The sequence below is a fragment of the Actinomadura sp. NPDC000600 genome (assembly GCF_040492135.1).
In the GTDB taxonomy this organism is placed as follows: domain Bacteria; phylum Actinomycetota; class Actinomycetes; order Streptosporangiales; family Streptosporangiaceae; genus Spirillospora.
Window position 1 is genome coordinate 1 of sequence record NZ_JBEUPD010000036.1, and the last position, 22,923, is coordinate 22,923.

A 22,923-nucleotide genomic window follows, 5' to 3' on the forward strand; every position below is an offset into this window, starting at 1 on the left:
GGGGCGGCGGGCTGCTGCTGGGCCGGCGGCGGCCACGCCGCGGGCGGCGGGGCCTGCTGCTGCGTCTGCTGCGGGGCCTCCTGCTGCTGGGGCTCCGCCTCCTGCTCCTCGGCGGCCGGGGCGCCGCCGCCGGACGGCGCCTCGCCCTCGTCGCCGATGACGGCCAGCTCCGCGCCGACCTCGACGGTCTCGTCCTCGGCGACGGTGATGCTGGTGAGGATGCCCGAGGCGGGGGAGGGGATCTCGGTGTCGACCTTGTCGGTGGACACCTCCAGGAGCGGCTCGTCGGTCTCGACGCGCTCGCCCTCCTTCTTGAGCCAGCGGGTGACGGTGCCCTCGGTGACGCTCTCGCCGAGCTGGGGCATGGTGACGGAGACCGGCATGTCTCAGCGACTCCTTCGGAATACTTGTGCGGCTTGTCAGCCGTGCACGTGCAGTGGTTTGCCGGCGAGGGCGAGATGCGCCTCGCCGACCGCCTCGGACTGGGTCGGGTGGGGGTGGATCAGCTGGGCGACCTCGCCGGGCAGGGCCTCCCAGTTGTAGATGAGCTGCCCCTCCGCGATGAGCTCGCCGACGCGTGCGCCGACCATGTGGATGCCGAGGACGGGGCCGTCCGCGGCGGCGATCACCTTGACCTCGCCCTGCGTCCCCAGGATCTTGCTCTTGGGGTTGCCGGCGAGGTCGTAGGTGACCTCCTTGATCTCGTACCCGCGCTCGCGGGCCACGGCGGACGTGATGCCGACCGAGGCCACCTCGGGGTCGGAGTAGGTGATGCGAGGGACGCCGTCGTAGTCGATCGGCGGCGGGGTGAGCCCGGCCAGCCGCTCGGCGACGAGGATGCCCTCGGCGAAGCCGACATGCGCCAGCTGGGGGGTCGGGACGAGGTCGCCGACCGCGGAGATCGTGGGGACGTTCGTCCGGCAGTACTCGTCGACCTTGACGAACCCGCGCTCGGTCTCGACGCCGGCCTCGGCCAGGCCGATGCCGTCGGAGACCGGACCGCGGCCCACCGCCACCAGCAGCAGCTCCGCGTCGATCGTCTTGCCGCCCTCGAGGGTGACCGAGACGCCGCCCTGCGTCGTCTTGGTGCTCTCGAACCGGGTGCCGAGCTCGAACTTGATGCCGCGCTTGCGGAAGGCGCGCTCCAGGCGCTTGGAGCTGGACTCCTCCTCCAGCGGGAGCAGGTGCGGCAGCGCCTCGACGATCGTGACCTCGGCGCCGAACGAGCGCCACACGCTGGCGAACTCGACGCCGATGACGCCGCCGCCGAGGATGACGACCGAGCCGGGGACGTGCTCCAGCCGCAGCGCGTGGTCGCTGGAGATGACGCGCTCGCCGTCGATCTCCAGGCCGGGCAGCGACTTCGGCGCGGACCCGGTGCCGAGCACGATGTGCGCGCCCTCGATCCGGCGGGTCCCCTCGGCGGTGTCGACCTCGACCGCCGTCGGGCCGGCCAGCCGGCCGGTGCCGTGCACGACCTCGATGCCCCGGGACTTGATCAGCCCGGTGAGGCCCTTGACGGTCGTCGAGACGACCTTGTCCTTGTAGGCGTTCACTCCGGCGACGTCGATGCCCTCGAAGGTGGTCTTCACGCCGAACTTCGCGGCCTCGCGGGACTGGTCCGCCACCTCGGCCGCGTGCAGCAGCGCCTTGGTGGGGATGCAGCCGCGGTTGAGGCACGTCCCGCCGAGCGACTCGTCCCGCTCGATGAGCGCGACCGACTTGCCGAGCTCGGCGGCGCGCAATGCGCACGCGTAACCGCCGCTGCCGGCACCTAGGACGACGATGTCGAAGGGGCCGTTGTTGGCCACTGGACGCTCCCTTTCCCCGGTTGTGGCGCCGCGTGGATCGCGGCGCCCTGGGCGGGGCGGGGCGCACCGGTACCCGGGCCCCCACCGCCACAAGAAAACCTATTCTGTTCTCCGCCCGCTCACAGCGTGCGGGGCCCCCGCGGGATTCCCGTGGCGACTACAGCACGCCCGCGGCGACGTCCTCGGCGATCTGGACCAGCGTGCGGGCCGCCGCGCCGGTGCCGCCCTTCGGCGTGTACCCGTACGGCTCGCCCTTGTGGAAGGCCGGGCCCGCGATGTCGAGGTGCGCCCACTTGACGCCGTCCGGCACGAACTCCTTGAGGAACGTCCCGGCGACCAGCATGCCGCCCCACCGCTCGCCGCTGATGTTGGCGATGTCGGCGACCGCCGAGTCGAGGCCCTTGCGCAGCTCCGCGGGAAGCGGCATGCCCCAGGCGGCCTCGCCCGCGCGCTCGGCCGCCGCGACCACCTTCTCACGCACGTCGTCGTCGTTGGCCATGACGCCGGCGGTGCGGGTGCCGAGGGCGACGAGCTGCGCGCCGGTCAGGGTGGCGACGTCCACGATGAGGTCGGGGGAGTCCTCGCCGGCGCGGACGAGGGCGTCGGCCATGACGAGCCGGCCCTCGGCGTCGGTGTTGAGGACCTCGACCGTCTTGCCGCCGTAGATGCGCAGCACGTCGGACGGGCGCTGGGCGGTGCCGCTCGGCATGTTCTCGGCGATCGCGAGGTAGCCGACGACGTTGACCGCGGGGCGCAGCTCCGCGATGGCGGCGAGCGCGCCGAGCACCGCGGCGGCGCCGCCCATGTCGGACTTCATCCAGTCCATCGCCTCGCTGGGCTTGAGGGACAGGCCGCCGGAGTCGAACGTGATGCCCTTGCCGACGAGGGCGAGGGTCCTGGACGCCTCGGGGTGGGCGTAGGCCAGCCGGACGAGGCGCGGCGGGTTCACCGACCCCTGCCCGACGCCCGTGATGCCGCCGTACCCGCCCTCGACGAGGGCCTTCTCGTCCAGCACCTCGATGGCGAGGCCGGTCTCGCCGGCGACCCGCTCGGCCTCGCCGGCGAAGTCCTCGGGGGACAGGTGGGACGGCGGGGTGTTCACCAGGTCGCGGACGAGCTTGACGGACGCGGCGAGGGTGCGGGCGCGCCCGACGGCGGCCTCCTCGGACGCGGGCGCGAGCAGCCGGATCTCCTCGACGGGGCTCTTGTGGTCGTCGCCGGTGCGGAAGGAGTCGAAGGAGTAGGCGCCCAGCAGCGCGCCCAGCGCGACGGCCTCGACGTCCGCGGCGCCGGAGGCGGGGAGCGCGACCGCGATCCGGGCGGTGCCGGCGAGGGAGCGGACGGCGGCGCCCGCGGCGCGGCGCAGGTCCTCGGCGGAGGGGCTCTCGCCCAGCCCGGCGGCCACGACGATCTTGGCGGGGACGGCGCCGAGCGACGGCAGCCTGGTCACCTCGCCGGCCTTGCCGGTGGCGCCGAGCGCGCCCAGCGCGTCGGCGAGCCTGCCGTCCATCGCGCGGTCGAGTGCTTCGGCGCCGGCGGCCGGTGCGGCACCCGCCTCCGCGGGGGCGACGCCGATCACGATCGCGTCGACGTCGAGTCCGGCCAGGTCTGCGCTGTCAAGGCTGATGCTCGTCACGTAGCCCGATGTTAGTCCTCTTGGTGACCGGTTTCGCCCTTTTGGATCAAGCATTGCCCGCCCGGGCGCTCCCTGGCCCGCGCGCCCGCGCGGCCCCGGGGAGGCCGTCGCGCCCTCAGGGCAGCGCGGCGAGGACGATCAGCGCGGCCGTGGCGGCGACCTCGACGAGGGCGCCGAGCACGTCGCCGGTCACCCCGCCGAGGCGGCGGACGGCGCGGCGGAGCGTCAGCAGCGCGGCGGCCAGCCCGGCGGCCACCGCCGCCGTGCCGTGCAGCGCGCCGCCGAGGCCGCCGGCGGCGGCGCCCGCGGCCGCCGCGGCGGCGAGCACGACGGCCGTGGCGGCGAACGCGGCGCGCGCCGGCACCGTGCCCGCCACCAGCGCTCCGAGGCCGCCGGGCCGCGCGGACGGCACGCCGGTGCGGCAGGCCCAGGGCAGCGCCAGGCGGCCGGTGACCGCCGCGACGAGCGCGGCGACGGCCGGGTCCGGCGCCGAGGCCAGCGCGGCCGCCTGGACGAGCAGCGCCAGCAGCAGGGTGACGACGCCGAACGGACCGATGTCGGACCGCTTCATGACCGCCAGCGCCTCGGCGGCGGGACGCCCGCTGCCGAGCCCGTCCGCGAGGTCGGCGAGGCCGTCCAGGTGCAGCGCCCGGGTGGCCGCCGCCGTCGCGGCGACCGCGAGCGCCGCCGCGAGCAGGCGGGACAGGCCGAGCGCCTCGCCGGCCAGCAGGACCAGCGCGGCGGCGCCGCCGGGGACCAGCCCGGCGGCGGGGGCGAGCAGCATGGCCGAGCGCGCGGCGGCCCGGTCGACCCGGCCGGTGCGCAGCGGGACGACGGTGAGCAGCGTGACCGCCAGCCGCAGGCCCGCGGTCATCGGGGTCCCCTGCCGGTCATCCGAGTTCCGTGACGCGGCCCGCGACGACCAGCGCCGCCTCCTCGGACTCGGCCGCGAGCCGCTGGTTGACCAGGCCGAGGGCGTCGCGGAACGCGCGCCCGGACGGAGTCGTGGGCACCAGCGACAGCCCGACCTCGTCGCTCACCGCGACGACCCGCGCCGCCGTGCCCCGCCAGGCCGCGACGAGGCCGTCCACCAGCGGCCGCACCCGCGACGGCTCCTCCCAGGCGTCCGTCTCGGCCATCGCGGCCGCGAGCCAGGTGCCGATGCCGTCCACCAGCACCGGGCCGGTCGCGGACGCGAGCGCCTCCGCGAGATCGGTCGTCTCCGCCGTGCGCCACCACGCCGGGCGGCGGAGCCGGTGCGCGGCGACGCGCTCGGCCCACCCGGGGTCGTCGTCCCGGACCGGGCCGGTCGCGATGTAGAGGACGTCCGGGCACGCGGCCAGGCGCAGCTCCGCCTCGGCCGACTTGCCCGACCGGCCGCCCCCGAGGAGCAGCGTCCGGAACGGGCCGTGCTCCGAGCGGTTCCAGAAGGCCATGCGCCGCTCCAGCTCGGACGGCGAGGGCAGGCGGTGGTCGACGTGCACGGCCTCGACCCGCGTCGCCGGCGTCACGGCCCCGACGCGGCGCAGGTACCCCAGGTGCTCCGGAGAACCCGCCAGGTCCAGCAGCACGGCCTCGTACTCGGCGCCCGCCGGCGGCTCCGGCCTGGTCCCCGGACCCGCCGCCACCAGCGCCCGCCCTCCGCCGGGCGCGATGACCTCGTACCCGCCGGGCACGTCCGTGCGCGGGAGGTCCTCCAGCGCGACGCCGTCGACCACGGCGGCGAACGGCGCGTGCCGGACGCCGGCCGAGCGCAGCCGGCCGCACGACGCGCACCGGCACCCCGGGGCCGGCCAGCCCTGTGCGGCGGCGATGCCGCGAAGCTCGATGTTCATCCCGTCCGGAACTCTACGGTTACGCTCGGCTCGAAGGATCACGACGTCCCCCCTGGAGGAGTCCGGTGGGCAACCCCCCGAACGCGCCCTGGCCCCCGCAACCGGGCCAGGGCGGGCAGCAGCCGCCCTACGGCCCGCCTCACGTCCCGCCCGGCGGACCCGCGCCGGGACCGCCCCCGGGCCAGGGCTGGCCCGCCGGGCCGTCCTATCCGCCCGGCACGCCCCCGATGCCGCCGCCCGGAACGCCGCCGCCCGGACGCCGGGGCGGCGGCGGCCTGGTGATCGCGCTGGTCGGCGCCGGGCTGGCGCTGGTGCTGGTCGCGGGCGTCGTGTTCGCCCTCCTCGTTCGGGGGGACGACGGCGGGGGAGACGGCGGCGGGGACCGGCAGCTGAGGGTCGGCAAGATCGCCGGCGGTGCGGAGGCCACGCCCCTCGCGGACGGGAGCCTCGTCATGGCCCGTCCGGGCGTCACGTCCCCGGTCGTCGACATCTACGAGGACTTCGCCTGCCCGCCGTGCGGCGCCTTCGACCGCAAGCACGACCCGATGCTCAAGCAACTGGCCGTCGAGGGCCGCGCCAAGGTCGTCTTCCACCCCATGCTGATCTTCGGCGAGGGGACCCGGCCGGCCCACGACAACTCGCTGCGGGCCGCAGCGGCGCTGCGCTGCGTCACCGACGGCGCGCACTGGCTGTCCTACCAGGACGCCCTCTACGCCCATCAGCCCGCGACCGAGAGCACCCCGGGCTACAAGGCGGAGGAGCTGCTGGCCTACGCGGCGCCGCTGGGGCTGACGAGCGGCGAGTTCACCTCGTGCGTCAAGAGCCAGCGCTACGCGGCCGGCGTGCGGACCGTCAGCCAGGGCTACATCTCGTCCGGGATCCAGGGCACGCCCAGCGTGCGGGTCAACGGGCGGACGCTCGCCCAGTCCGACACCGAAAGCCCGGACGCGCTGCGTCGCGCCATAGAGGCCGCGTCCTGACCGGCTAGTCTCACCGCGACGAGGGAGGTCGAGGGCGATGGCGTGGAGCTGGCGGCTGGAGAAGGCCGACGGGCGCATGATCGGCATGTCGGAGGAGACCTTCTCCACCCAGGCGGACGCGGAGAGCTGGCTGGGGGAGAACTGGCGGGGGCTGCGCGCCGACGAGGTCGACAAGGTCGCCCTGCTGGACGGCGACACCGTCGTCTACGGGATGAGCCTGCACGACCCCGAGTGACCGGCCCCGCCGACCCGGGGCGGCGGGGCCGCGAACGGCGAGGGCCGCGGAGCGTCGCGCTCCGCGGCCCTCCGGCACCTGCCCGGCTCAGGGGCGCCGGCGCGGGCTGACGGTCTTGGCCGGGTCGCGGATGACGACCCCGCCGAGGATCTCGTCGATCCGCTTCATCACGTCGGCGTCCAGCTTCACCCCGGCCGCCTTCACGTTGTCGGCGACCTGCTCGGGGCGGGACGCGCCGACGATCGCGGCCGAGACGTTCGGGTTCTGCAGCGTCCAGGCGATCGCGAGCTGCGCCATCGACAGGCCGAGGTCGTCCGCGACCGGCCGCAGGTTCTGCACCCGGGTCAGCAGGTCGTCGTCGAGGTAGCGCTTGATCATGTCGGCGCCGCCCTTGTCGTCGGTGGCGCGCGACCCCTCCGGCAGCGGCTGCCCCGGCTTGTACTTGCCGGTCAGGACGCCCTGCGCGATCGGCGACCAGACGATCTGCCCGATGCCCTCGCGCTCGCAGAGCGGGACGACCTCCTCCTCGATGACCCGCCACAGCATCGAGTACTGCGGCTGGCTGGAGACGATCCGGTCGAAGCCCATCTCGTCGGCGATCTTGAGGGCGCGCTCGATCTCCTCGGCCCGCCACTCCGACACGCCGACGTAGAGGACCTTGCCCTGCCGGACGAGGTCGTCGAAGGCGCGCAGGGTCTCCTCGAGCGGGGTCTCGTAGTCGAACCGGTGGGCCTGGTAGAGGTCCACGTAGTCGGTGCCGAGGCGGCGCAGCGACCCGTGGATCGACTCGAAGACGTGCTTGCGCGAAAGCCCCCGGTCGTTCACCCCGGGGCCGGTGGGCCAGTAGACCTTGGTGAAGATCTCCAGCCCCTCGCGCCGCTGCCCCTTCAGCGCGCGCCCGAGGACCTCCTCGGCGCGCGTGCCGGCGTAGACGTCGGCGGTGTCGAACGTGGTGACGCCCTCGTCGAGGGCGGCGCGCACGCACGCGCGCGCCGCGTCCTCCTCGACCTGCGAGCCGTGGGTGAGCCAGTTGCCGTACGCGATCTCGCTGATCTTCAGACCGCTCCGGCCCAGGTTTCGGAACTCCATGGCCCCGACCCTAGCCCCGGGTTGATCGTGCGATGCGCGGAGAACGCCCCCGCCGGCGCAGCGCAGGACACCGGCCGGGCCCCGTCTCCGGAGCCCTTTCCGGGCCCGTCCTCAGACCTTGTCCTTCTCGCCGATCCGCACCTGCGGGTTCGGGATCCGCAGCCGGCGGATCTGCATCGCGCGCATCGCGGCGTACATGCCGACGCCCTTGGAGTCCTCGCCGGGGTAGCGCTCGGCGGCCAGCCGCTTGATGCCGCGGCTCAGCATCAGGCCCTCCGCGAACACCACGAGGAGCAGCAGCGGCGGCACGAACAGCACCAGCAGCTTGGCCGCCGGGATCGGCAGCATGCTCAGCAGCACCAGCGCGAACATGAGGTACATCAGGTAGGAGCCGAACGTGCGGCGGGCGTCGACGTAGTTGCGCGCCAGCCGGCGGACCGGGCCCCTGTCCCGCTTGAGCATGTGCTTCTCGTCGCCCTTGGCCATGCCCTCGCGCGCCTTGGCGCGCTCGACGGCCTGCCGCTCCCGCACCTTGCGGTAGGCCTCCTTGCGGCTGGCCGGCGCCGTGATCGGCTGGCGGCGGCGCTTCTCGGCCTCGCTCCGCTTGGGCGTGGGGCGGCCCTTGCCGCCGGGCTTTACTACCTGAGGAGGATCCGGCGGGGCCTCCGGGGTACGACGCTTGAACACAGGTATCAGCCTACCGGCTGCGAACATCGTGGCTGCCTCGCGCGTTAACGCGTAGGGTGATAAGAACCCCAGCAGTGGTCATTGAGCCCAGTTCACGACTGAGGCGACAGCACGAAGGGACCGGCGCCGCGCGATGAGCGTGATGAAGCGAATGTCGATGATCTTCAAGTCCAAGGCGAACAGGGCCCTGGACCGGATGGAAGACCCTCGGGAGACCCTCGATTACTCCTACCAGCGCCAGCTGGAGATGCTGCAGAAGGTCCGTCGCGGGGTCGCCGACGTCGCCACCTCGCGCAAGCGTCTCGAGCTGCAGATCAACCAGCTCGAACAGCAGCAGAGCAAGCTGACCGACCAGGGCAAGAAGGCGCTGCAGGTGGGCCGCGAGGACCTCGCCCGCGAGGCGCTGACCCGCCGCGCCGGCCTGGAGGGCCAGCTGAACGACCTGCGCGGGCAGTACCAGCAGCTGCAGGGCGAGGAGGAGAAGCTCACGCTCGCCTCCCAGCGGCTGCAGGCCAAGGTCGACTCCTTCCGCACCCGCAAGGAGACGATCAAGGCGACCTACACGGCCGCCGAGGCGCAGACCAAGATCAACGAGGCGTTCTCCGGCATCTCCGAGGAGATGGGCGACGTCGGCCTGGCGATCCAGCGCGCCGAGGAGAAGACCGACACGATGAAGGCCCGCGCCGGCGCGATCGACGAGCTGCTGGCCTCCGGCGCCCTGGAGGACTTCTCCGGGCCGAAGGACGACATCCAGGCCGAGCTCGACCGGATGGGCTCCGGCCCCGGCGTCGACCTGGAGCTGGAGCGCCTCAAGGCCGAACTCGGCCAGGGCCCCGCGCCCAAGGAGCTGAACCAGGGCTCGCCGACCGCGCAGCCGCACCAGCAGCAGCAGGACACCCCCCAGCAGGCCCCGTGGCCGCAGAACCCCGGGGGTGCCCAGTGATCGTCCGCCTGATGGGGGAGGGCCAGCTGGACGTGGCCGAGGACGAGCTGTCCTCCCTCAACACCCTCGACGCCGAGCTCGAGGCGGCGATCGAGTCGGGTGACGAGACCGCGTTCCGCACCGCGCTGCACGCCCTGCTGGAGAACGTGCGCAAGGTGGGCAAGCCGCTGCCGCCGGACAGCCTGGAGCCGTCCGAGCTGATCCTGCCCCCGGCCGACGCGCACATCGACGAGGTGCGCTCCATGCTGGGGGACGAGGGTCTCATCCCGGACTGACCCGGCAGGGGCCCCGGGCCGTCCTCCGGGACGGTCCGCGCGGGGGCAAGCGGGGGTGATGTTATGGACATCCGGGCACAAAACCCGTGCTCCGGGCGTTCGTACAAGTGAATAGGAGCAAGGACTGGGGGTGGCCGAATGGCCAGGACGCGTTACGCCTCCGACCGGGGGCTGACATCGCGCATGCTCGTGACGATGTTCCTGCTGGGGCTGGTGTACGTCGTCTTTGTGGGGGCATTTTTCGTCTTCGTACCGAATTGGGCCGGCGTCGCGCTGGTCTTCGCGGTGCTGTTCCTCCTCGCCCAGTACTTCTTCTCCGACCGCATGACGCTGTTCGCCATGCACGGCCGGGTCGTCTCCCCTCAGGAGGCGCCCGAGCTGCACGGCGTCATCGACCGCATCTGCGCGATGTCGGACGCCCCCAAGCCCCGGGTCGCGATCGCCGACACCGACGTGCCGAACGCGTTCGCCACCGGCCGCAACCAGAAGAAGGCCGTCGTCTGCGTGACGACCGGGCTGCTGCGCCGGCTCGACCCGGTCGAGCTGGAGGGCGTGCTCGCGCACGAGATGGCGCACGTCGCGCACAAGGACGTCGCGGTCATGACGGTCGCCTCGTTCCTCGGCATCCTCGCCGGCCTGATCACCAGGTTCGGGCTCCAGTGGGGCCTGTGGGGCGGGTTCGGCCGCCGCGGCAACGACCAGAACACCGGGCTGATCCTGCTCGCCGTCGTCGCGGCCAGCGCGCTCGCCTACGCGGTCAGCTTCCTGCTCACCCGCGCCCTGTCGCGCTACCGCGAGCTGTCGGCCGACCGCGCCGCCGCGCTGCTGACCGGCCGCCCCTCCGCCCTCGCCAGCGCGCTGACGAAGGTGAGCGGCGAGATCGCGCGGATCCCGACCAGCGACCTGCGCTCCTCGCAGGCGTTCAACGCGTTCTTCTTCACCCCGGCGCTCGGCAGGGGCGTCAGCGTCTCGGCGCTGTTCTCCACCCACCCGTCGCTGGACCGGCGGCTCGCGCAGCTGTCGAAGATCTCCGAGCAGCTCAGCAGGGGAGTGTGATCCGTGGGGTTCCTGGACACCCTGCTCGGCCGGTCCAAGCCGGCCAAGCCCGACCTCGACCAGATCTTCGGGCTGTCGACGGCGGCCGTCACCCTCGAGGCGGCGACGGGGTTCACCCCGACCGGGCTCGGCTCGGTGTGCTTCCGCGCGGCCGAGGGCGGGGCGTTCGCGCGGCTCCAGGCCGACGTCCAGGAGCTGCTGGACGCCGACGAGGGCCCCAAGGTCCAGATCAGCACCGACGGCTACGGCTACACGTGGCTGCTCGCCGAGCACCGGCCCGAGGAGCTGCCCGACCTCGTCACCGACCTGCACGCGGTGAACGCGACGCTGGAGGGGGGCGGGTTCGGCCCGCACCTGCTGTGCTCCCTCGTCGGGTTCAAGGGGCCGGACGGGCAGCGCCTTGCGCTCGTCTACCTCTACAAGCGCGGCACGTTCTACCCGTTCGCGCCGCTCCCCGGGGACAAACGCGACAACGCGCTCGAGCTCCAGGTGCGCGGCGCGATCGGCGCGGACCTGCGGTTCGAACAGGACCTCGGCCGGTGGTTCCCCGTCTGGGGCGCCCCCGGCCTCTGATCCCTCCGGCCCCCGCTCCCTTTCGGCCTCCGGATGCCCGGCGCCCGGTCAGGGCAGGGCGAGCATCTGGTCCAGAGCCATGCGGGCGTAGTGCGCGGTCTCCTCGTCCACCTCGATGACGTTCTCGACCTCGCCGGCGGCCAGCGACTCCAGCGACAGCACCAGGTGCGGCAGGTCGATCCGGTTCATCGTCGAGCAGTAGCAGACGGTCTTGTCGAGGAACATGACGTTCTTGTCCGGGTGGGCGTTCGCCAGCCGCCGGACGAGGTTCAGCTCCGTCCCGACGGCCCAGGACGATCCGGGCTCGGCGGCCTCGATCGTCTTGATGATGTACTCCGTCGAGCCGATCCGGTCGGCGGCCGTGACGACCTCGTGCCGGCACTCGGGGTGCACGAGGACGTTCACGCCGGGCACCCGCGCGCGGACGTCGTCGACCGACTCCTTGCTGAACCGGCCGTGCACCGAGCAGTGGCCGCGCCACAGGATCATCTTGGCGTCCCGCAATTGCCCGTGCGTGAGGCCGCCCTCGCGGCGGTGCGGGCTGTAGACGACGCAGTCGTCCAGCGAGAAGCCCATCTCCAGGACCGCGGTGTTGCGCCCGAGGTGCTGGTCGGGCAGGAACAGGACCTTCTTGCCCTTGCCGTAGGCCCAGTCGAGGGCGCGCTTGGCGTTGGACGAGGTGCACACCACACCGCCGTGCCGCCCGACGAAGCCCTTGATGTCGGCCGAGGAGTTCATGTAGGTGACGGGCACGACGTCGTCGGCGACGCCGGCGTCCTCCAGGACCTCCCAGCACTCCTCGACCTGGTCGAAGGTCGCCATGTCGGCCATCGAGCAGCCCGCGCCGAGGTCCGGCAGGATCACCCGCTGGTGGGCGGCGGTCAGGATGTCGGCCGACTCCGCCATGAAGTGGACGCCGCAGAAGACGATGTAGGGCGCCTCGGGGCGGGCCGCGGCCCGCTGGGCCAGCTTGAACGAGTCGCCGGTGACGTCGGCGAACTGGATGACCTCGTCGCGCTGGTAGTGGTGGCCGAGCACGAACACCCGGTCGCCGAGCGCCGCCTTGGCGGCGCGGGCCCGCTCGACGAGGGCGGGGTCGGACGCCGGCGGCAGCTCGCCGGGGCAGTCCACGCCGCGTTCGCTCGCGGGGTCGGCACCGCTGCCGAGCAGCAGCAGCGGAAGGTCGCGCACTGGGGTGGTCACGGCGGTCTCCCTTCGCGACGGGACTTATCGTCGCTTTGACGACTAATGATGGCACACACACCGGGGTGGTGGCGGTGTGACGTAGAACGCACCCGCCCATGGCGTTAAACATCGCCGAGAAGCGGAATGGCCATGTAGCGAGGTACGTTGTCCTACGGGAAGAGGCGTGAGACGTCTTCGAGGACAAGCGACAGTCCGCCGCGACCGCGGCGCAGCGAGACCCGGGAGCTGAACACATGACGGTTTCAGGCGAGACCACGCAGGAGACCACGCAGCAGGGCGTCATCCTCACCGACGCCGCCGCCGAGAAGGCCAGGGGCCTGCTCGAGCAGGAGGGCCGCGACGACCTTGCGCTGCGTGTCGCCGTGCAGCCGGGCGGCTGCTCCGGTCTGATCTACCAGCTCTTCTTCGACGAGCGGGAGATGGACGGGGACCAGATCCAGGACTTCGGCGGCCTGTCGGTGCGCGTCGACCGGATGAGCGCGCCCTACCTGACCGGCGCCACCATCGACTTCGTCGACACGATCGAGAAGCAGGGCTTCACGATCGACAACCCGAACGCGTCGGGTTCCTGCGCCTGCGGCGACTCCTTCAACTGACGCCCGCCGAGCGCGCTGACACGCGCCGAGCGCGACGGCCCCCGAGGGGCCGCGAGGGGCGGGCCGGGCCACTGGGCCCGGACCGCCCCTTCCTGCTGCCCTCCGGCGGTGGACGCGGCGAAGTGTCGCAGGGCGGCCATCTGTGGTGCGATGGTGAGTAGCCTGACGGGTTCGTACAGCCGGTGAAACAGCCGGACGACCACGACGAGGAGAGCGACGCCGTGCGCATCGCCGTGACCGGGTCCATCGCGACCGACCATCTGATGACCTTCCCCGGGAAGTTCACCGACCAGCTCCTGCCCGACCAGCTCGACCGGGTGTCGCTGTCCTTCCTGGTGGACGAGCTGGAGATCCGCCGCGGCGGCATCGCCGCCAACATCTGCTTCGGCATGGGCAGCCTCGGCAAGGAGTCCATCCTCGTCGGCTCCGTCGGCGACGACTTCGCCGACTACCGCTCCTGGCTCGAACGGCACACGGTCGACACCGCCTCGGTGCACGTGTCCGAGATCCACCACACGGCGCGCTTCCTGTGCACCACCGACCAGGACCAGAACCAGATCGCCACGTTCTACGCCGGCGCGATGAGCGAGGCCCGCTCCATCGAGCTCCAGCCGGTGGCCGACCGCGTCGGCGGCCTCGACCTCGTCGTCGTCAGCCCGAACGACCCCGACGCGATGCTGCGGCACACCGACGAGTGCCGCGGCCGCGGCATCCCGTTCGCGGCCGACCCGTCCCAGCAGCTCGCCCGGATGGGCGGCGCCGACGTCCGCCGCCTCATCGACGGCGCCGCCTACCTGTTCAGCAACGAGTACGAGAAGGCGCTCGCCGAGGAGAAGACGGGCTGGTCGGGGGAGGAGATCCTGTCCCGGGTCGGCGTGCGCGTCACCACCCTCGGCGCCAAGGGCGTCGTCATCGACCGCGAAGGCGAGGAGGGCGTGCACGTCCCGTGCGTCCCGGTCGACTCGGTCGTCGACCCGACCGGCGTCGGCGACGCGTTCCGCGCCGGCTTCCTGTCCGCGACCGCCTGGGGCCTGCCGCTCGAACGCGCCGCCCAGGTCGGCAACGCCATCGCCGCGCACGCCCTCGAGGCCGCCGGCCCGCAGGAGTACACGCTCGGCCGCCGGGCGTTCCTCGACCGCTTCGCGGCCGTCTACGGCGCCGACGCCGCGGCCGACATCGAGCCGCACGTCGCCTGCCCGACCCCGTAAGACCGCCAGATCCGGGCATGCACGAAGGGCCGCGCCGAACCGGCGCGGCCCTCTGTGTTCCCGGCTTCCGTGTCTCCGGGCGTCCGCGCGCCCGGACCCGCCGCGGTGCCTCGGCCCTCCGCGGCCCCGGTCTTCGCGGACCCCTAGTACGTGCGGCGGATGTGGAAGCCCCAGCCGCCCTGCTGGAGCGTCTCCTCGCGGACGAAGTCCTGGGACTTCATCCGGCACCAGGCGGGGACGTCGGTGCGGGCGGCGGCGTCGTCGGCGAGGACCGCGACGATCTGCCCCACCGGGACCTCCCTGATCCGCTCGGCCAGCATGATGATCGGGATGGGGCACTTGCGGCCCAGCGCGTCGATGACGAGCACGGGCGGCGGGCCCTCCGGCTCCGCGGGGGGCGGCGCCGCGTCGCCGGGCGGGGGACCGGTCCTGGCGCGGCCTCGGAACCTCATGGGCGCGACCGCCTCCCTGTCTCGAGGGTGTTCATCGTCGTCCGGCGGAGGCGGGCGACGGCATCGGGGAGCGCGGTGAGGAACCGGTCCACGTCCTCCGAACCGACGCCACGCGGCAGCGATACCCGCACGTTCCCATGGGTAATCACTCCCATCGCCTCCAGCACATGGCTCGGACGCAGCGTATCCGCCGTGCACGAGCTGCCGGAGGAAACCGCGAAACCCAGCCGGTCCAGTTCGGTCAGCAGCGCCTCGCCCTCCACGTACAGGCACGAGAACGTGACCAGGTGGGGGAGCCGCCGGACCGGGTCGCCGACCACCTCGACGTCGGGGACGCTCCGCGGTACCTCCGTCCGGATGCGGTCCACCAGAGCGGAGATGCGCGGCGCGTCCGCCGCCATGTCGGCGCGGTAGGCCACCAGCGCGGCGGCGGCCGCCGCGATGGCGGGGACGTTCTCGAACCCGGGGACGCGGCGCCCCTCGCGCTCGTCGTCCGGCAGCGGCGAGCGCCACCGGGCGCCCTTGCGGACGGCGAGCACGCCGACGCCGGCGGGGCCGCCCCACTTGTGGGCGCTGCCCGCCAGGTACGACCACCCGCCGGGGACGTCGGCCCGGCCGATGGACTGCGCCGCGTCGACGAACAGCGGCACGCCGGCGGCGCGGCAGGCCTCCGCGACCTCGGCGACGGGCTGGAGGGTGCCGACCTCGTGGTTGGCCGACTGGAGGCAGGCCAGCGCGGTGTCGGGGCGCAGCGCCGCGGCGAACTCGGCGGCGTCGACGCGCCCGGTGCGGTCGACGCCGACGAGGGTCACCTCGCCGCCGTCGCGCTCGTGCAGCTCGGCGGCGTGCAGGACGCTGGAGTGCTCGACGGCGCCCGCGACCAGGTGCCGCCCGGCGCGCCGGCGCGCCTGGAGCCCCCCGAGGACCGCCAGGTGCACCGCCTGGGTGCCCGATGAGGTGAACGACACCTCGTCGGCACGGGCCCCCAGGACGCCGGCGACACGCGCGCGGGCGCGGTCGAGCAGCAGCCGGGCGCCGCGGGCCGTCCCGTACAGCCGGGCGGGATCGGCCCAGGCCGCGTCCAGCGCCTCGAGCAGGGCGGCGCGGGCCGCCGGGTGCGGCGGCTCGGTGGACGCGGCGTCGAAATAGCCGCCCGGAGTGCTCGGTCGTGCCACGTGAGAACACTAACCGGGCACCCGATCGGGGGTTCGCGCGACCCTCGCGCTAGGGTGTCCACCACACGTGTAAACACCGATCTCTCCGCCCGGCCGACCGGGCTTTCATCCGTGGGGAAGGCATTCCGTGAGTCCGACCCGCTCTAGGGAGCGGCGTACGCCTGTGCGCAGTCGCCGCGCATTGAAAAGCGCCGGCGCGCTAGGACTGCTGGCGCTGTCCGCCACCGCGTGCAGCGGTAGCCGCTTGGGCCTGCCCGAGCCGATCAGCGTCCAGGGCGAGCGCATGCTGAAGCTCTGGCAGGGCTCCTGGATCGCGGCGTTCGCGGTCGGGGCCGTGGTCTGGGGCCTGATCATCTGGGCGGTGCTGTTCCACCGCAAGCGCTCCGACGACCTGCCGCCGCAGGTCCGCTACAACATGCCGATCGAGATCCTCTACACGGCGGTCCCGTTCGTCATCATCGCGGTCCTGTTCTACTTCACCGCGAGGGACGAGAACTTCGTCGAGAAGACCACCAAGAATCCGCAGGTGGTCGTCGACGTGACCGGGTTCCAGTGGAGCTGGCAGTTCGACTACAAGGAGAAGGACGCCGCGGGCAAGGAGAAGACGGTCGCCTCCGTCGTCGGCCAGCCCGTCGCCCCGAACGGGCCCGCCGCCGCCAAGCCGGTGATGACGATCCCCTCGGGCCAGACGGTGCGGGTGCGGCTGCACGCCAACGACGTCATCCACTCGTTCTGGGTGCCGGCACTGATCTACAAGAAGGACGTCATGCCGGGCTACACCAACGAGTTCGAGTTCACGGCGAACAAGCTCGGCACCTATGAGGGCCGCTGCGCCGAGCTCTGCGGCGTCGACCACAGCCGGATGCTGTTCCAGCTGCGGGTCGTGACGCCGGAGCAGTACCAGAAGTTCATCGCCGATTCGAAGCAAGCACTGGCCGCGGGAGGTGCCAAGTGACCGCGACGAGTCACGCACCGAGCGCGCCGATCGCCGCGCCGCGGACGAGCAAGGGGCGGATCATCGCCTCCTGGCTGTCGTCCACCGACCACAAGGTGATCGGCTACCTCTACCTGATCACCTCGTTCTTCATGTTCCTGTTCGGCGGTGTGCTCGCGCTCATCATCCGCACGGAGCTGTTCAAGCCGGGGCTGCAGGTCGTCAGCAACGAGCAGTTCAACCAGCTGTTCACCATGCACGGCACGATCATGCTGCTGATGTTCGCGACGCCGCTGTTCGCGGGCTTCACCAACGTCATCATGCCGCTGCAGATCGGCGCGCCCGACGTGGCGTTCCCCCGGCTGAACATGCTGGCGTACTGGCTGTTCCTGTTCGGCAGCCTGATCGTCATCGCGGGCTTCCTGACCCCGGGCGGCGCGGCCAGCTTCGGCTGGTTCGCCTACGCCCCGCTGTCGGACGCGGTCCGCTCGCCGGGCGTCGGCGGCGACATGTGGGTGATGGGCCTCGCGATGTCGGGCTTCGGCACCATCATGGGCGCGGTCAACTTCATCACCACGATCCTGTGCATGCGGGCGCCGGGGATGACGATGTTCCGGCTGCCGATCTTCACGTGGAACGTCCTGCTGACCTCGATCCTGGTCCTGATCGCCTTCCCGCCGCTGGCCGCGGCGCTGCTGGCGCTCGAGGCCGACCGCAAGCTCGGCGCGCACATCTTCGACGCCGCGCACGGGGGCGCGCTGCTCTGGCAGCACCTGTTCTGGTTCTTCGGGCACCCGGAGGTCTACATCATCGCGTTGCCCTTCTTCGGCATCGTGACGGAGATCCTCCCGGTCTTCAGCCGCAAGCCGGTGTTCGGCTACATCGGCCTGGTCTTCGCGACCATCAGCATCGCGGGCCTGTCCATCACCGTGTGGGCGCACCACATGTTCGTCACCGGCCAGGTGCTGCTGCCGTTCTTCTCCTTCATGACGTTCCTCATCGCCGTGCCCACGGGGGTGAAGTTCTTCAACTGGGTCGGGACCATCTGGCGAGGACAACTGACGTTCGAGTCGCCGATGCTGTGGTCGCTGGGCTTCCTCGTGACCTTCCTGTTCGGCGGTCTCACCGGCGTCATCCTGGCGTCGCCGCCGATGGACTTCCAGCTGTCGGACTCCTACTTCGTGGTGGCGCACTTCCACTACGTCGTGTTCGGCACCGTGGTGTTCGCGATGTTCGCGGGCTTCTACTTCTGGTGGCCGAAGTTCACCGGCAAGATGCTGAACGACACCCTCGGCAAGGTCCACTTCTGGATGCTGTTCATCGGCTTCCACGGCACCTTCCTCATCCAGCACTGGCTGGGCGCCGCGGGCATGCCGCGCCGGTACGCCGACTACGCGAACGAGTTCCACGGGCTGAACGAGATCTCCAGCATCTTCTCGTTCGTGCTCGGCGCGTCGATGCTGCCGTTCTTCTACAACGTCTACATCACGTGGAAGCGCGGCAAGCGCGTCGACGTCGACGACCCGTGGGGCTACTCCAACTCGCTGGAGTGGGCGACGTCCTGCCCGCCGCCGCGGCACAACTTCAACTCGATCCCGAAGATCCGTTCCGAGCGGCCGGCGTTCGACCTGCACCACCCGCACGTGGGTGCCAAGGGCGAACTGGCCGGGGCGAAGGGGGAGTAGCCGATGCGCGTCCAGGCGTTCATGTTCTACGGTTGCGCGGTCTTCTTCCTCGCCACCGACATCGTGTACTGGCTCTGGTCCAAGGACTGGACGGGCACGACGGCGCTCGCGCTCGCGGTCGGCCTCGCCGGGCTCATCGGGTTCTACGTCCACTTCACGATCCGGCGCCTCGAGCGCGCCAACGCCGGGCCGCTGTACGAGGACGACCCGGAGGGCGAGATCGCGGACGCGGCCGGCGAGCTGGGCTTCTTCAGCCCGCACAGCTGGTGGCCGCTGTTCGTGGGGCTGTCGGCCTCGGCCGTGGCGCTCGGCGTCGTGTTCGGCTGGTGGCTGGTCATCCTCGGCGCCGCCGCCGCGGTCCTCACATCGATCGGAATGGTGTTCGAGTACTATCGGGGTCATTTCGCCCACTGATCAGTAAAAGATCCCCATCGGGGGCCGGTGTCCGCTTTGTAGCGGGTACCGGCCCTTTCACACATACTGGGCGCCGCTCCAGCGACCGGGCTGGGCAGCGGACCGATCGCCCAGGTGAACGACCGGGGGGTCCACATGCGGGTGAGTGGCTCGAGACCGGGAGGCCGGGGGCGGTACACCGCCGTGCTCGTCGGCGCGGGCGTGGTGGCGGGTGCCGCGGCGTGTTCGGGAGGCGTCGCACCGGACGGCAGGGACGAGGTGAAGCTCGCGGTGTCCCCGGGCGGGGGCGGCGGCAAGCTCAGGCCGGACAGCCCCATCGCCGTCGAGGCGCGGCACGGCACGATCGAGAACGTGACGGTGGCGACGAAGGACGGAGTGGTCGAGGGCGACCTGAGCGCCGACCGGACCCGGTGGCGGTCCCGGTGGACGCTGAAGCCGGGCACGGCCTACACGGTCGACGCCACCGCCCTCGGCAGGGACGGCCGGACGCGTACGGTCCGCAGCGGCTTCACGACGGCCGAGGTGAAGAAGACCAACGACGTCTCGATCGAGGCGCCGTTCAACCGGGAGACCGTCGGCGTCGGCATACCGATCATCGTGCACTTCGCCCGCCCGGTGCAGGACCGGGCGGCCGTGGAGCGGGCCCTGGAGGTCACCGCCGACCGGACCGTCGAGGGCGGCTGGAACTGGTTCGGCGCCCAGGAGGTCGTCTTCCGGACGAAGCAGTACTGGCCCGCCCACACGAAGGTGTCGTTCAAGGCGCACCTGAGCGGCGTCCGCACCGGCCAGGGCGTCTACGGCGGGAAGGACTACGGCGTCGACTTCAAGGTCGGCGACTCGCACGTCTCCACGGCCGGCGAGGACAGCCACAAGATGGTCGTGAGGATCAACGGGAAGAAGGCCCGTACGATCCCGACGAGCATGGGGCGCGGCGGGGTCCGCAAGTACACCACGACCAACGGCGTCCACCTCGCGATGGGCAAGGAGGACCCGACCGTCATGACGTCGGAGTGGGACGGCTGCGGTCCCGGCTGCGCCGGGTACTACAGCCTGACCGTCTACAAGTCGGTGCGGATCTCCGACAGCGGCGAGTACGTCCACAGCGCGCCGTGGTCGGTCGGCGCCCAGGGCAGCGAGAACGTCAGCCACGGCTGCATCAACGTCAGCCCGTCCAACGCCAAGTGGTTCTACAACCTCTCCCAGCGGGGCGACCCGATCACGGTGACCGGGAGCAGCCGGGAGCTGGAGCCGGAGAACGGCTGGGGCTACTGGCAGGTCAAGTGGCAGGACTGGACGAAGGGCAGCGCCCTGAAGCGGTCGGTCACGACGGCTCCGCACGTGGACGCGGCGACCCTGTCGGCGCAGCGGGGGGCCAAGGTCCCCGGTGCGCAGCGGGCCGAGGGCAACTGAGCGCCGGCTAGCGCTGCGGCGGCGGGACCCGGACGCGGTGCATGCGCGCCCAGTCGCGGGCCATGGCGATCCGGTCGGGGCCCGAGGGGTGCGTGAGCCACAGCAGGTACTCCGCCGCGTCGGGGTCCAGGTCCGAGACGTTGCGCACGGACAGCGCGTGCTGCATCGACACGAACGTCGACGGGTCGCGGGTGAGGTCCAGCGCGTGGACGTCGGCGCGGGCCTCGATGCGGCGGCTCACGAGGTTCTGGACGGGGGCGGCGAGCGTCGTCCCGGCCGTCACGAGCGCGAGGAGGAGCGCGATGGACCTCGGGTCGGCCGCCCCGCCGCCGCGGCGGGCGTCCGGGCCGGCCCCGCCGGGACCGGGCGCGCCGGGATCGAGCCCGGCGCGCCGCAGGAGGCGCGGGGACGTCATCAGCGGGTACAGCAGGCAGAGTGCCCCGGCCACGCCGAGCGCGCCCACGAGCGTGCCCCACAGCACGTCGTCGCGCTTGGCGTGGCCGAGCTCGTGCCCGACGATCGACTCGACCTGGGCGGGGGGCGACTTCAGCAGCGTGTCGTAGAGGACGATGCGGCGCGTGGAGCCGAACCCGGACACGTAGGCGTTGAGCGACGTCGTCCGGCGGGAGGCGTCCGCGACGAGGACGTCCTTGACGGGCACGCCGTCCCGGCGGGCCATCGCCAGCAGGTCGCTGCGCAACTGGCCCGCGGGCAGCGAGTGGAACTTGTTGAACACCGGTTCGACGGCGAGCGGGTAGACGAACGAGACGAAGACGACGAGGACGAACCCGCCCGCGGCGGCGCCCGTCCACCAGTAGCGCGGGAAGCGGCGGGTGAGGGCGTAGAGCAGCAGGAGGGCGATCGTGTAGATGACCCACGTGACGGCGAGGGACTTCGCCTGGTCGACGAGCCACGCGGGCCAGCTCTGCGTGGAGAGCCCGTAGCGGCGCAGCACCGACTCGCCCCAGACGTCGAACGGCAGCCCGGCGATGCGCAGCAGCGTGGTAAGGGCGAGGGTGGCGGTGATGATGCGCAGCCACCGGCGACGTGTCCTGGCGGTGACCCAGCCGATGAACCGTGCGCCCAGCGGGGTGAAGCCCAGCACCAGGACCAGGACGAGTCCGACGGCGAGCCCGGAGTAGGCGGGCGGGTTGACGGCCGAGTCGAACGCCCTGGAACGGGCGATCTCGGCGGGGGTGAAGTCCAGTGCGGGGTCGGGTCTCACGCGCCCGCCGGGGACGTGCCCGGGCAGCGGGCTCCACGGGGTGGTCAGGGCGAGGACGGCCGCGACCCCGGCGAAGAGAACGGCGGCCGTGACGGCGGCGGCGACCCGGGGCCGCCGTGCCGGGGCGCCGGGGGCGCCGCCCGGCCTTCCGCCGGCGGTGCCCTCGGCGCTGCCCTCGTCCGTCTCCGCCTCGCTCATGCGAGCTCCTCTTTCACGTAGTCGCGCCAAAGTGCGGTGAAGCGCTCCCGCGTGAGGCCCAGCACGTCGCGCAGCGCCGCGGCCTCCGGGGCGCGCCCGGCGGCCCGGTAGAGCCGGACGAGCGCCGCCTCACCGTACCGGTCGGCGACCATCCGGCAGGCGAGCCAGGCCTCCTGGTAGGCCTGGGAGAGGCGCGGGGAGCCGCCGGCGAACGCGTCGGCCGCGGGGAGCGCGGACGGCGCCCGCCCGGCGGAGACCTCGCGGCGCAGCTCGCCCGCCGCCGACCGGGTACTGATCTTGACGCGCCGGTAGCCGACGTAGTCCGCGAAGCCCTCGATCAGCCACAGCGGGGTGCGCCGGTCGCGGGCGCCGCCGGTGGCGACGTGGGTCAGCTCGTGCGTGAGGACGACGTTGCGGCCGAGCTCGTTGAGGCGGCCGAAGGTGCCGGGGGAGATGATGACGCGGTCCTCGCCGCGGCCGTCCCCGGGGGCGATGGTGGCGAGCGCGGCGATCTGGCCGAGGCTCTGCCCGGGGCCGGCGAGCGCGGAGGCGAGGGAGGCGTCGGCGGGGACGAGCGCGACGACCCGCTGCGCCCACCCCTTGCCGACCACGGAGGTGACGACCGGGACGGCCGCGTCCAGCCGCGCGGCGATGCGGTCGAGGCCGGTGCCGTCGCCGATGACGAGTCCGGCTCGCCCCCTGACCGCCGTCAGGGGGCCGCTGTCCCAGATGTCGGCGTCGTCGGTGAGGCCGCGGGACGTCCCGTCCCCGACGACCGTCCACGTCCCGCCGCGCGGGGCCAGCGTGAGGTAGCGGGTGCGGGCCACGTCGCTCCTGTCGAAGCCGCGCAGCCTGTAGCGCACCTCGATCCGGACGACGGCGTTGCCGCCGTCCATGGCCTCGGTGTTGACGATGCGCTCCCGCCAGTTCTCCAGGGGGAGTTTCCGGAGGTTGCCGTACATGAGGGCCTGGGCGTCCCGGAAGGCGGCGGGGGCGTCGCCCACGCTGGCGAGGAAGGCCATGCGGTCGCCGTCGCGGACGGCGCGCGCGCGGTTGGCGAGGACGGCGGCGGCCGTCTCCGGGCTGAACGTCCCGGCGACCCGCGAGGTGGCGGCGCCGGCGCCGCCGGCGCCGGGCGCCCCGCCGCCGGAGCGCGAGCCGACCAGGCCGGCGCCTCCGGCGAGCAGGGCGGCGGCCCCGCCCGCGCCCAGGGCGAGGACCCTGCGCCGCGTGACGGTGGCGTCCTGCCCGGGGCCTTCCTCCATGGGCGCGATCCTATGCAGGACGCGGGGCGAGGGGC

At 72.7% G+C, this 22,923-nt stretch carries 24 protein-coding genes; 12 read left to right on the forward strand and 12 right to left on the reverse strand.

From position 1 onward, the window contains the following. The 5 genes from ABWI07_RS35520 to ABWI07_RS35540 all read right to left on the reverse strand — a co-directional run. Nucleotides 1-383 (reverse strand): biotin/lipoyl-containing protein (locus ABWI07_RS35520; RefSeq protein WP_353821259.1); only part of this gene is annotated, 383 nt, incomplete at its 3' end. Nucleotides 384-419: 36 nt separating this feature from the next. Continuing rightward, nucleotides 420-1,811, reverse strand: coding sequence for a dihydrolipoyl dehydrogenase (gene lpdA, locus ABWI07_RS35525; RefSeq protein ID WP_149257461.1), 1,392 nt, complete (start codon nt 1,809-1,811; stop codon nt 420-422). A gap of 157 nt (nt 1,812-1,968) precedes the next feature. Next, nucleotides 1,969-3,501: a leucyl aminopeptidase gene (locus ABWI07_RS35530; RefSeq protein WP_502912884.1), complete on the reverse strand. Its 1,533-nt coding sequence runs from the start codon at nt 3,499-3,501 to the stop codon at nt 1,969-1,971. Nucleotides 3,502-3,562: 61 nt separating this feature from the next. Beyond that, entirely contained in the window at nt 3,563-4,321 is a 759-nt protein-coding gene (locus ABWI07_RS35535) for an adenosylcobinamide-GDP ribazoletransferase (RefSeq protein ID WP_353821261.1), read from the reverse strand. 16 nt (nt 4,322-4,337) lie between these two features. Next, entirely contained in the window at nt 4,338-5,282 is a 945-nt protein-coding gene (locus ABWI07_RS35540) for a bifunctional adenosylcobinamide kinase/adenosylcobinamide-phosphate guanylyltransferase (protein ID WP_353821262.1), read from the reverse strand. 65 nt (nt 5,283-5,347) lie between these two features. Between ABWI07_RS35540 and ABWI07_RS35545 the strand changes: the two genes are divergently transcribed. Both ABWI07_RS35545 and ABWI07_RS35550 read left to right on the forward strand, forming a co-directional pair. Next, nucleotides 5,348-6,262, forward strand: a complete 915-nt coding sequence (locus ABWI07_RS35545) for a DsbA family protein (RefSeq protein WP_353821263.1) — start codon at nt 5,348-5,350, stop codon at nt 6,260-6,262. Between the two features lie 37 nt (nt 6,263-6,299). After that, a complete protein-coding gene (locus ABWI07_RS35550; protein ID WP_149257456.1) occupies nt 6,300-6,497 on the forward strand; it encodes a hypothetical protein in 198 nt (65 codons plus the stop codon). Between the two features lie 87 nt (nt 6,498-6,584). Here the strand turns inward: ABWI07_RS35550 and ABWI07_RS35555 are convergent, their stop codons facing one another. Beyond that, on the reverse strand, nt 6,585-7,586 hold the full coding sequence (locus ABWI07_RS35555; protein WP_149257455.1) for an aldo/keto reductase family protein: 1,002 nt from the start codon (nt 7,584-7,586) through the stop codon (nt 6,585-6,587). A 111-nt stretch (nt 7,587-7,697) separates the two neighbouring features. Beyond that, complete coding sequence (locus ABWI07_RS35560) at nt 7,698-8,273, reverse strand: DUF3043 domain-containing protein (protein WP_235036557.1); 576 nt, start codon at nt 8,271-8,273, stop codon at nt 7,698-7,700. 133 nt (nt 8,274-8,406) lie between these two features. On the opposite strand from ABWI07_RS35560, the gene ABWI07_RS35565 reads away from it, so the two are divergent. From ABWI07_RS35565 to pspAB, 4 genes are all read left to right on the forward strand, one after another. After that, entirely contained in the window at nt 8,407-9,216 is an 810-nt protein-coding gene (locus tag ABWI07_RS35565; protein ID WP_353821264.1) for a PspA/IM30 family protein, read from the forward strand. Then, on the forward strand, nt 9,213-9,491 hold the full coding sequence (gene pspAA, locus ABWI07_RS35570) for a PspA-associated protein PspAA (RefSeq protein ID WP_149257453.1): 279 nt from the start codon (nt 9,213-9,215) through the stop codon (nt 9,489-9,491). The genes ABWI07_RS35565 and pspAA overlap by 4 nt, the downstream gene beginning before the upstream one ends. Before the next feature lie 138 nt (nt 9,492-9,629). Then, nucleotides 9,630-10,547 carry a zinc metalloprotease HtpX gene (gene htpX / locus ABWI07_RS35575; RefSeq protein WP_353821265.1) on the forward strand — a complete coding sequence of 306 codons (918 nt, stop codon included), beginning with the start codon at nt 9,630-9,632 and terminating at the stop codon, nt 10,545-10,547. A gap of 3 nt (nt 10,548-10,550) precedes the next feature. Next, nucleotides 10,551-11,120, forward strand: a complete 570-nt coding sequence (pspAB, locus tag ABWI07_RS35580) for a PspA-associated protein PspAB (RefSeq protein WP_353821266.1) — start codon at nt 10,551-10,553, stop codon at nt 11,118-11,120. A 48-nt stretch (nt 11,121-11,168) separates the two neighbouring features. Here the strand turns inward: pspAB and nadA are convergent, their stop codons facing one another. Then, nucleotides 11,169-12,323, reverse strand: a complete 1,155-nt coding sequence (nadA, locus tag ABWI07_RS35585; protein ID WP_149257450.1) for a quinolinate synthase NadA — start codon at nt 12,321-12,323, stop codon at nt 11,169-11,171. Between the two features lie 236 nt (nt 12,324-12,559). On the opposite strand from nadA, the gene ABWI07_RS35590 reads away from it, so the two are divergent. Both ABWI07_RS35590 and ABWI07_RS35595 read left to right on the forward strand, forming a co-directional pair. Next, the gene (locus ABWI07_RS35590; protein WP_149257449.1) at nt 12,560-12,922 is read left to right on the forward strand and encodes a HesB/IscA family protein; all 363 of its coding nucleotides are present in this window, start codon (nt 12,560-12,562) and stop codon (nt 12,920-12,922) included. Nucleotides 12,923-13,143: 221 nt separating this feature from the next. Then, nucleotides 13,144-14,130, forward strand: coding sequence for a carbohydrate kinase family protein (locus ABWI07_RS35595; RefSeq protein ID WP_149258024.1), 987 nt, complete (start codon nt 13,144-13,146; stop codon nt 14,128-14,130). A 143-nt stretch (nt 14,131-14,273) separates the two neighbouring features. On the opposite strand, the gene ABWI07_RS35600 is transcribed toward ABWI07_RS35595, so the two are convergent. Together ABWI07_RS35600 and ABWI07_RS35605 are read right to left on the reverse strand one after the other, a co-directional pair. Next, complete coding sequence (locus tag ABWI07_RS35600; protein ID WP_149257448.1) at nt 14,274-14,582, reverse strand: sulfurtransferase TusA family protein; 309 nt, start codon at nt 14,580-14,582, stop codon at nt 14,274-14,276. Next, nucleotides 14,579-15,757 carry a cysteine desulfurase family protein gene (locus ABWI07_RS35605; RefSeq protein ID WP_149257447.1) on the reverse strand — a complete coding sequence of 393 codons (1,179 nt, stop codon included), beginning with the start codon at nt 15,755-15,757 and terminating at the stop codon, nt 14,579-14,581. Before ABWI07_RS35605 ends, ABWI07_RS35600 begins: the two co-directional genes overlap by 4 nt. 163 nt (nt 15,758-15,920) lie before the next feature. On the opposite strand from ABWI07_RS35605, the gene ctaC reads away from it, so the two are divergent. From ctaC to ABWI07_RS35625, 4 genes are all read left to right on the forward strand, one after another. Next, complete coding sequence (ctaC, locus tag ABWI07_RS35610; RefSeq protein WP_149257446.1) at nt 15,921-16,712, forward strand: aa3-type cytochrome oxidase subunit II; 792 nt, start codon at nt 15,921-15,923, stop codon at nt 16,710-16,712. Then, a complete protein-coding gene (gene ctaD, locus ABWI07_RS35615; protein ID WP_149257445.1) occupies nt 16,709-18,376 on the forward strand; it encodes an aa3-type cytochrome oxidase subunit I in 1,668 nt (555 codons plus the stop codon). The genes ctaC and ctaD overlap by 4 nt, the downstream gene beginning before the upstream one ends. Before the next feature lie 3 nt (nt 18,377-18,379). Continuing rightward, nucleotides 18,380-18,790, forward strand: a complete 411-nt coding sequence (locus ABWI07_RS35620) for a cytochrome c oxidase subunit 4 (RefSeq protein ID WP_149257444.1) — start codon at nt 18,380-18,382, stop codon at nt 18,788-18,790. Between the two features lie 141 nt (nt 18,791-18,931). Then, nucleotides 18,932-20,200: a L,D-transpeptidase gene (locus ABWI07_RS35625; protein ID WP_235036556.1), complete on the forward strand. Its 1,269-nt coding sequence runs from the start codon at nt 18,932-18,934 to the stop codon at nt 20,198-20,200. A 7-nt stretch (nt 20,201-20,207) separates the two neighbouring features. Here the strand turns inward: ABWI07_RS35625 and ABWI07_RS35630 are convergent, their stop codons facing one another. Next, a complete protein-coding gene (locus ABWI07_RS35630; RefSeq protein WP_353821268.1) occupies nt 20,208-21,623 on the reverse strand; it encodes a M48 family metallopeptidase in 1,416 nt (471 codons plus the stop codon). Next, a complete protein-coding gene (locus tag ABWI07_RS35635; protein WP_149257441.1) occupies nt 21,620-22,888 on the reverse strand; it encodes a hypothetical protein in 1,269 nt (422 codons plus the stop codon). Before ABWI07_RS35635 ends, ABWI07_RS35630 begins: the two co-directional genes overlap by 4 nt. Nucleotides 22,889-22,923: the final 35 nt, after the last annotated feature.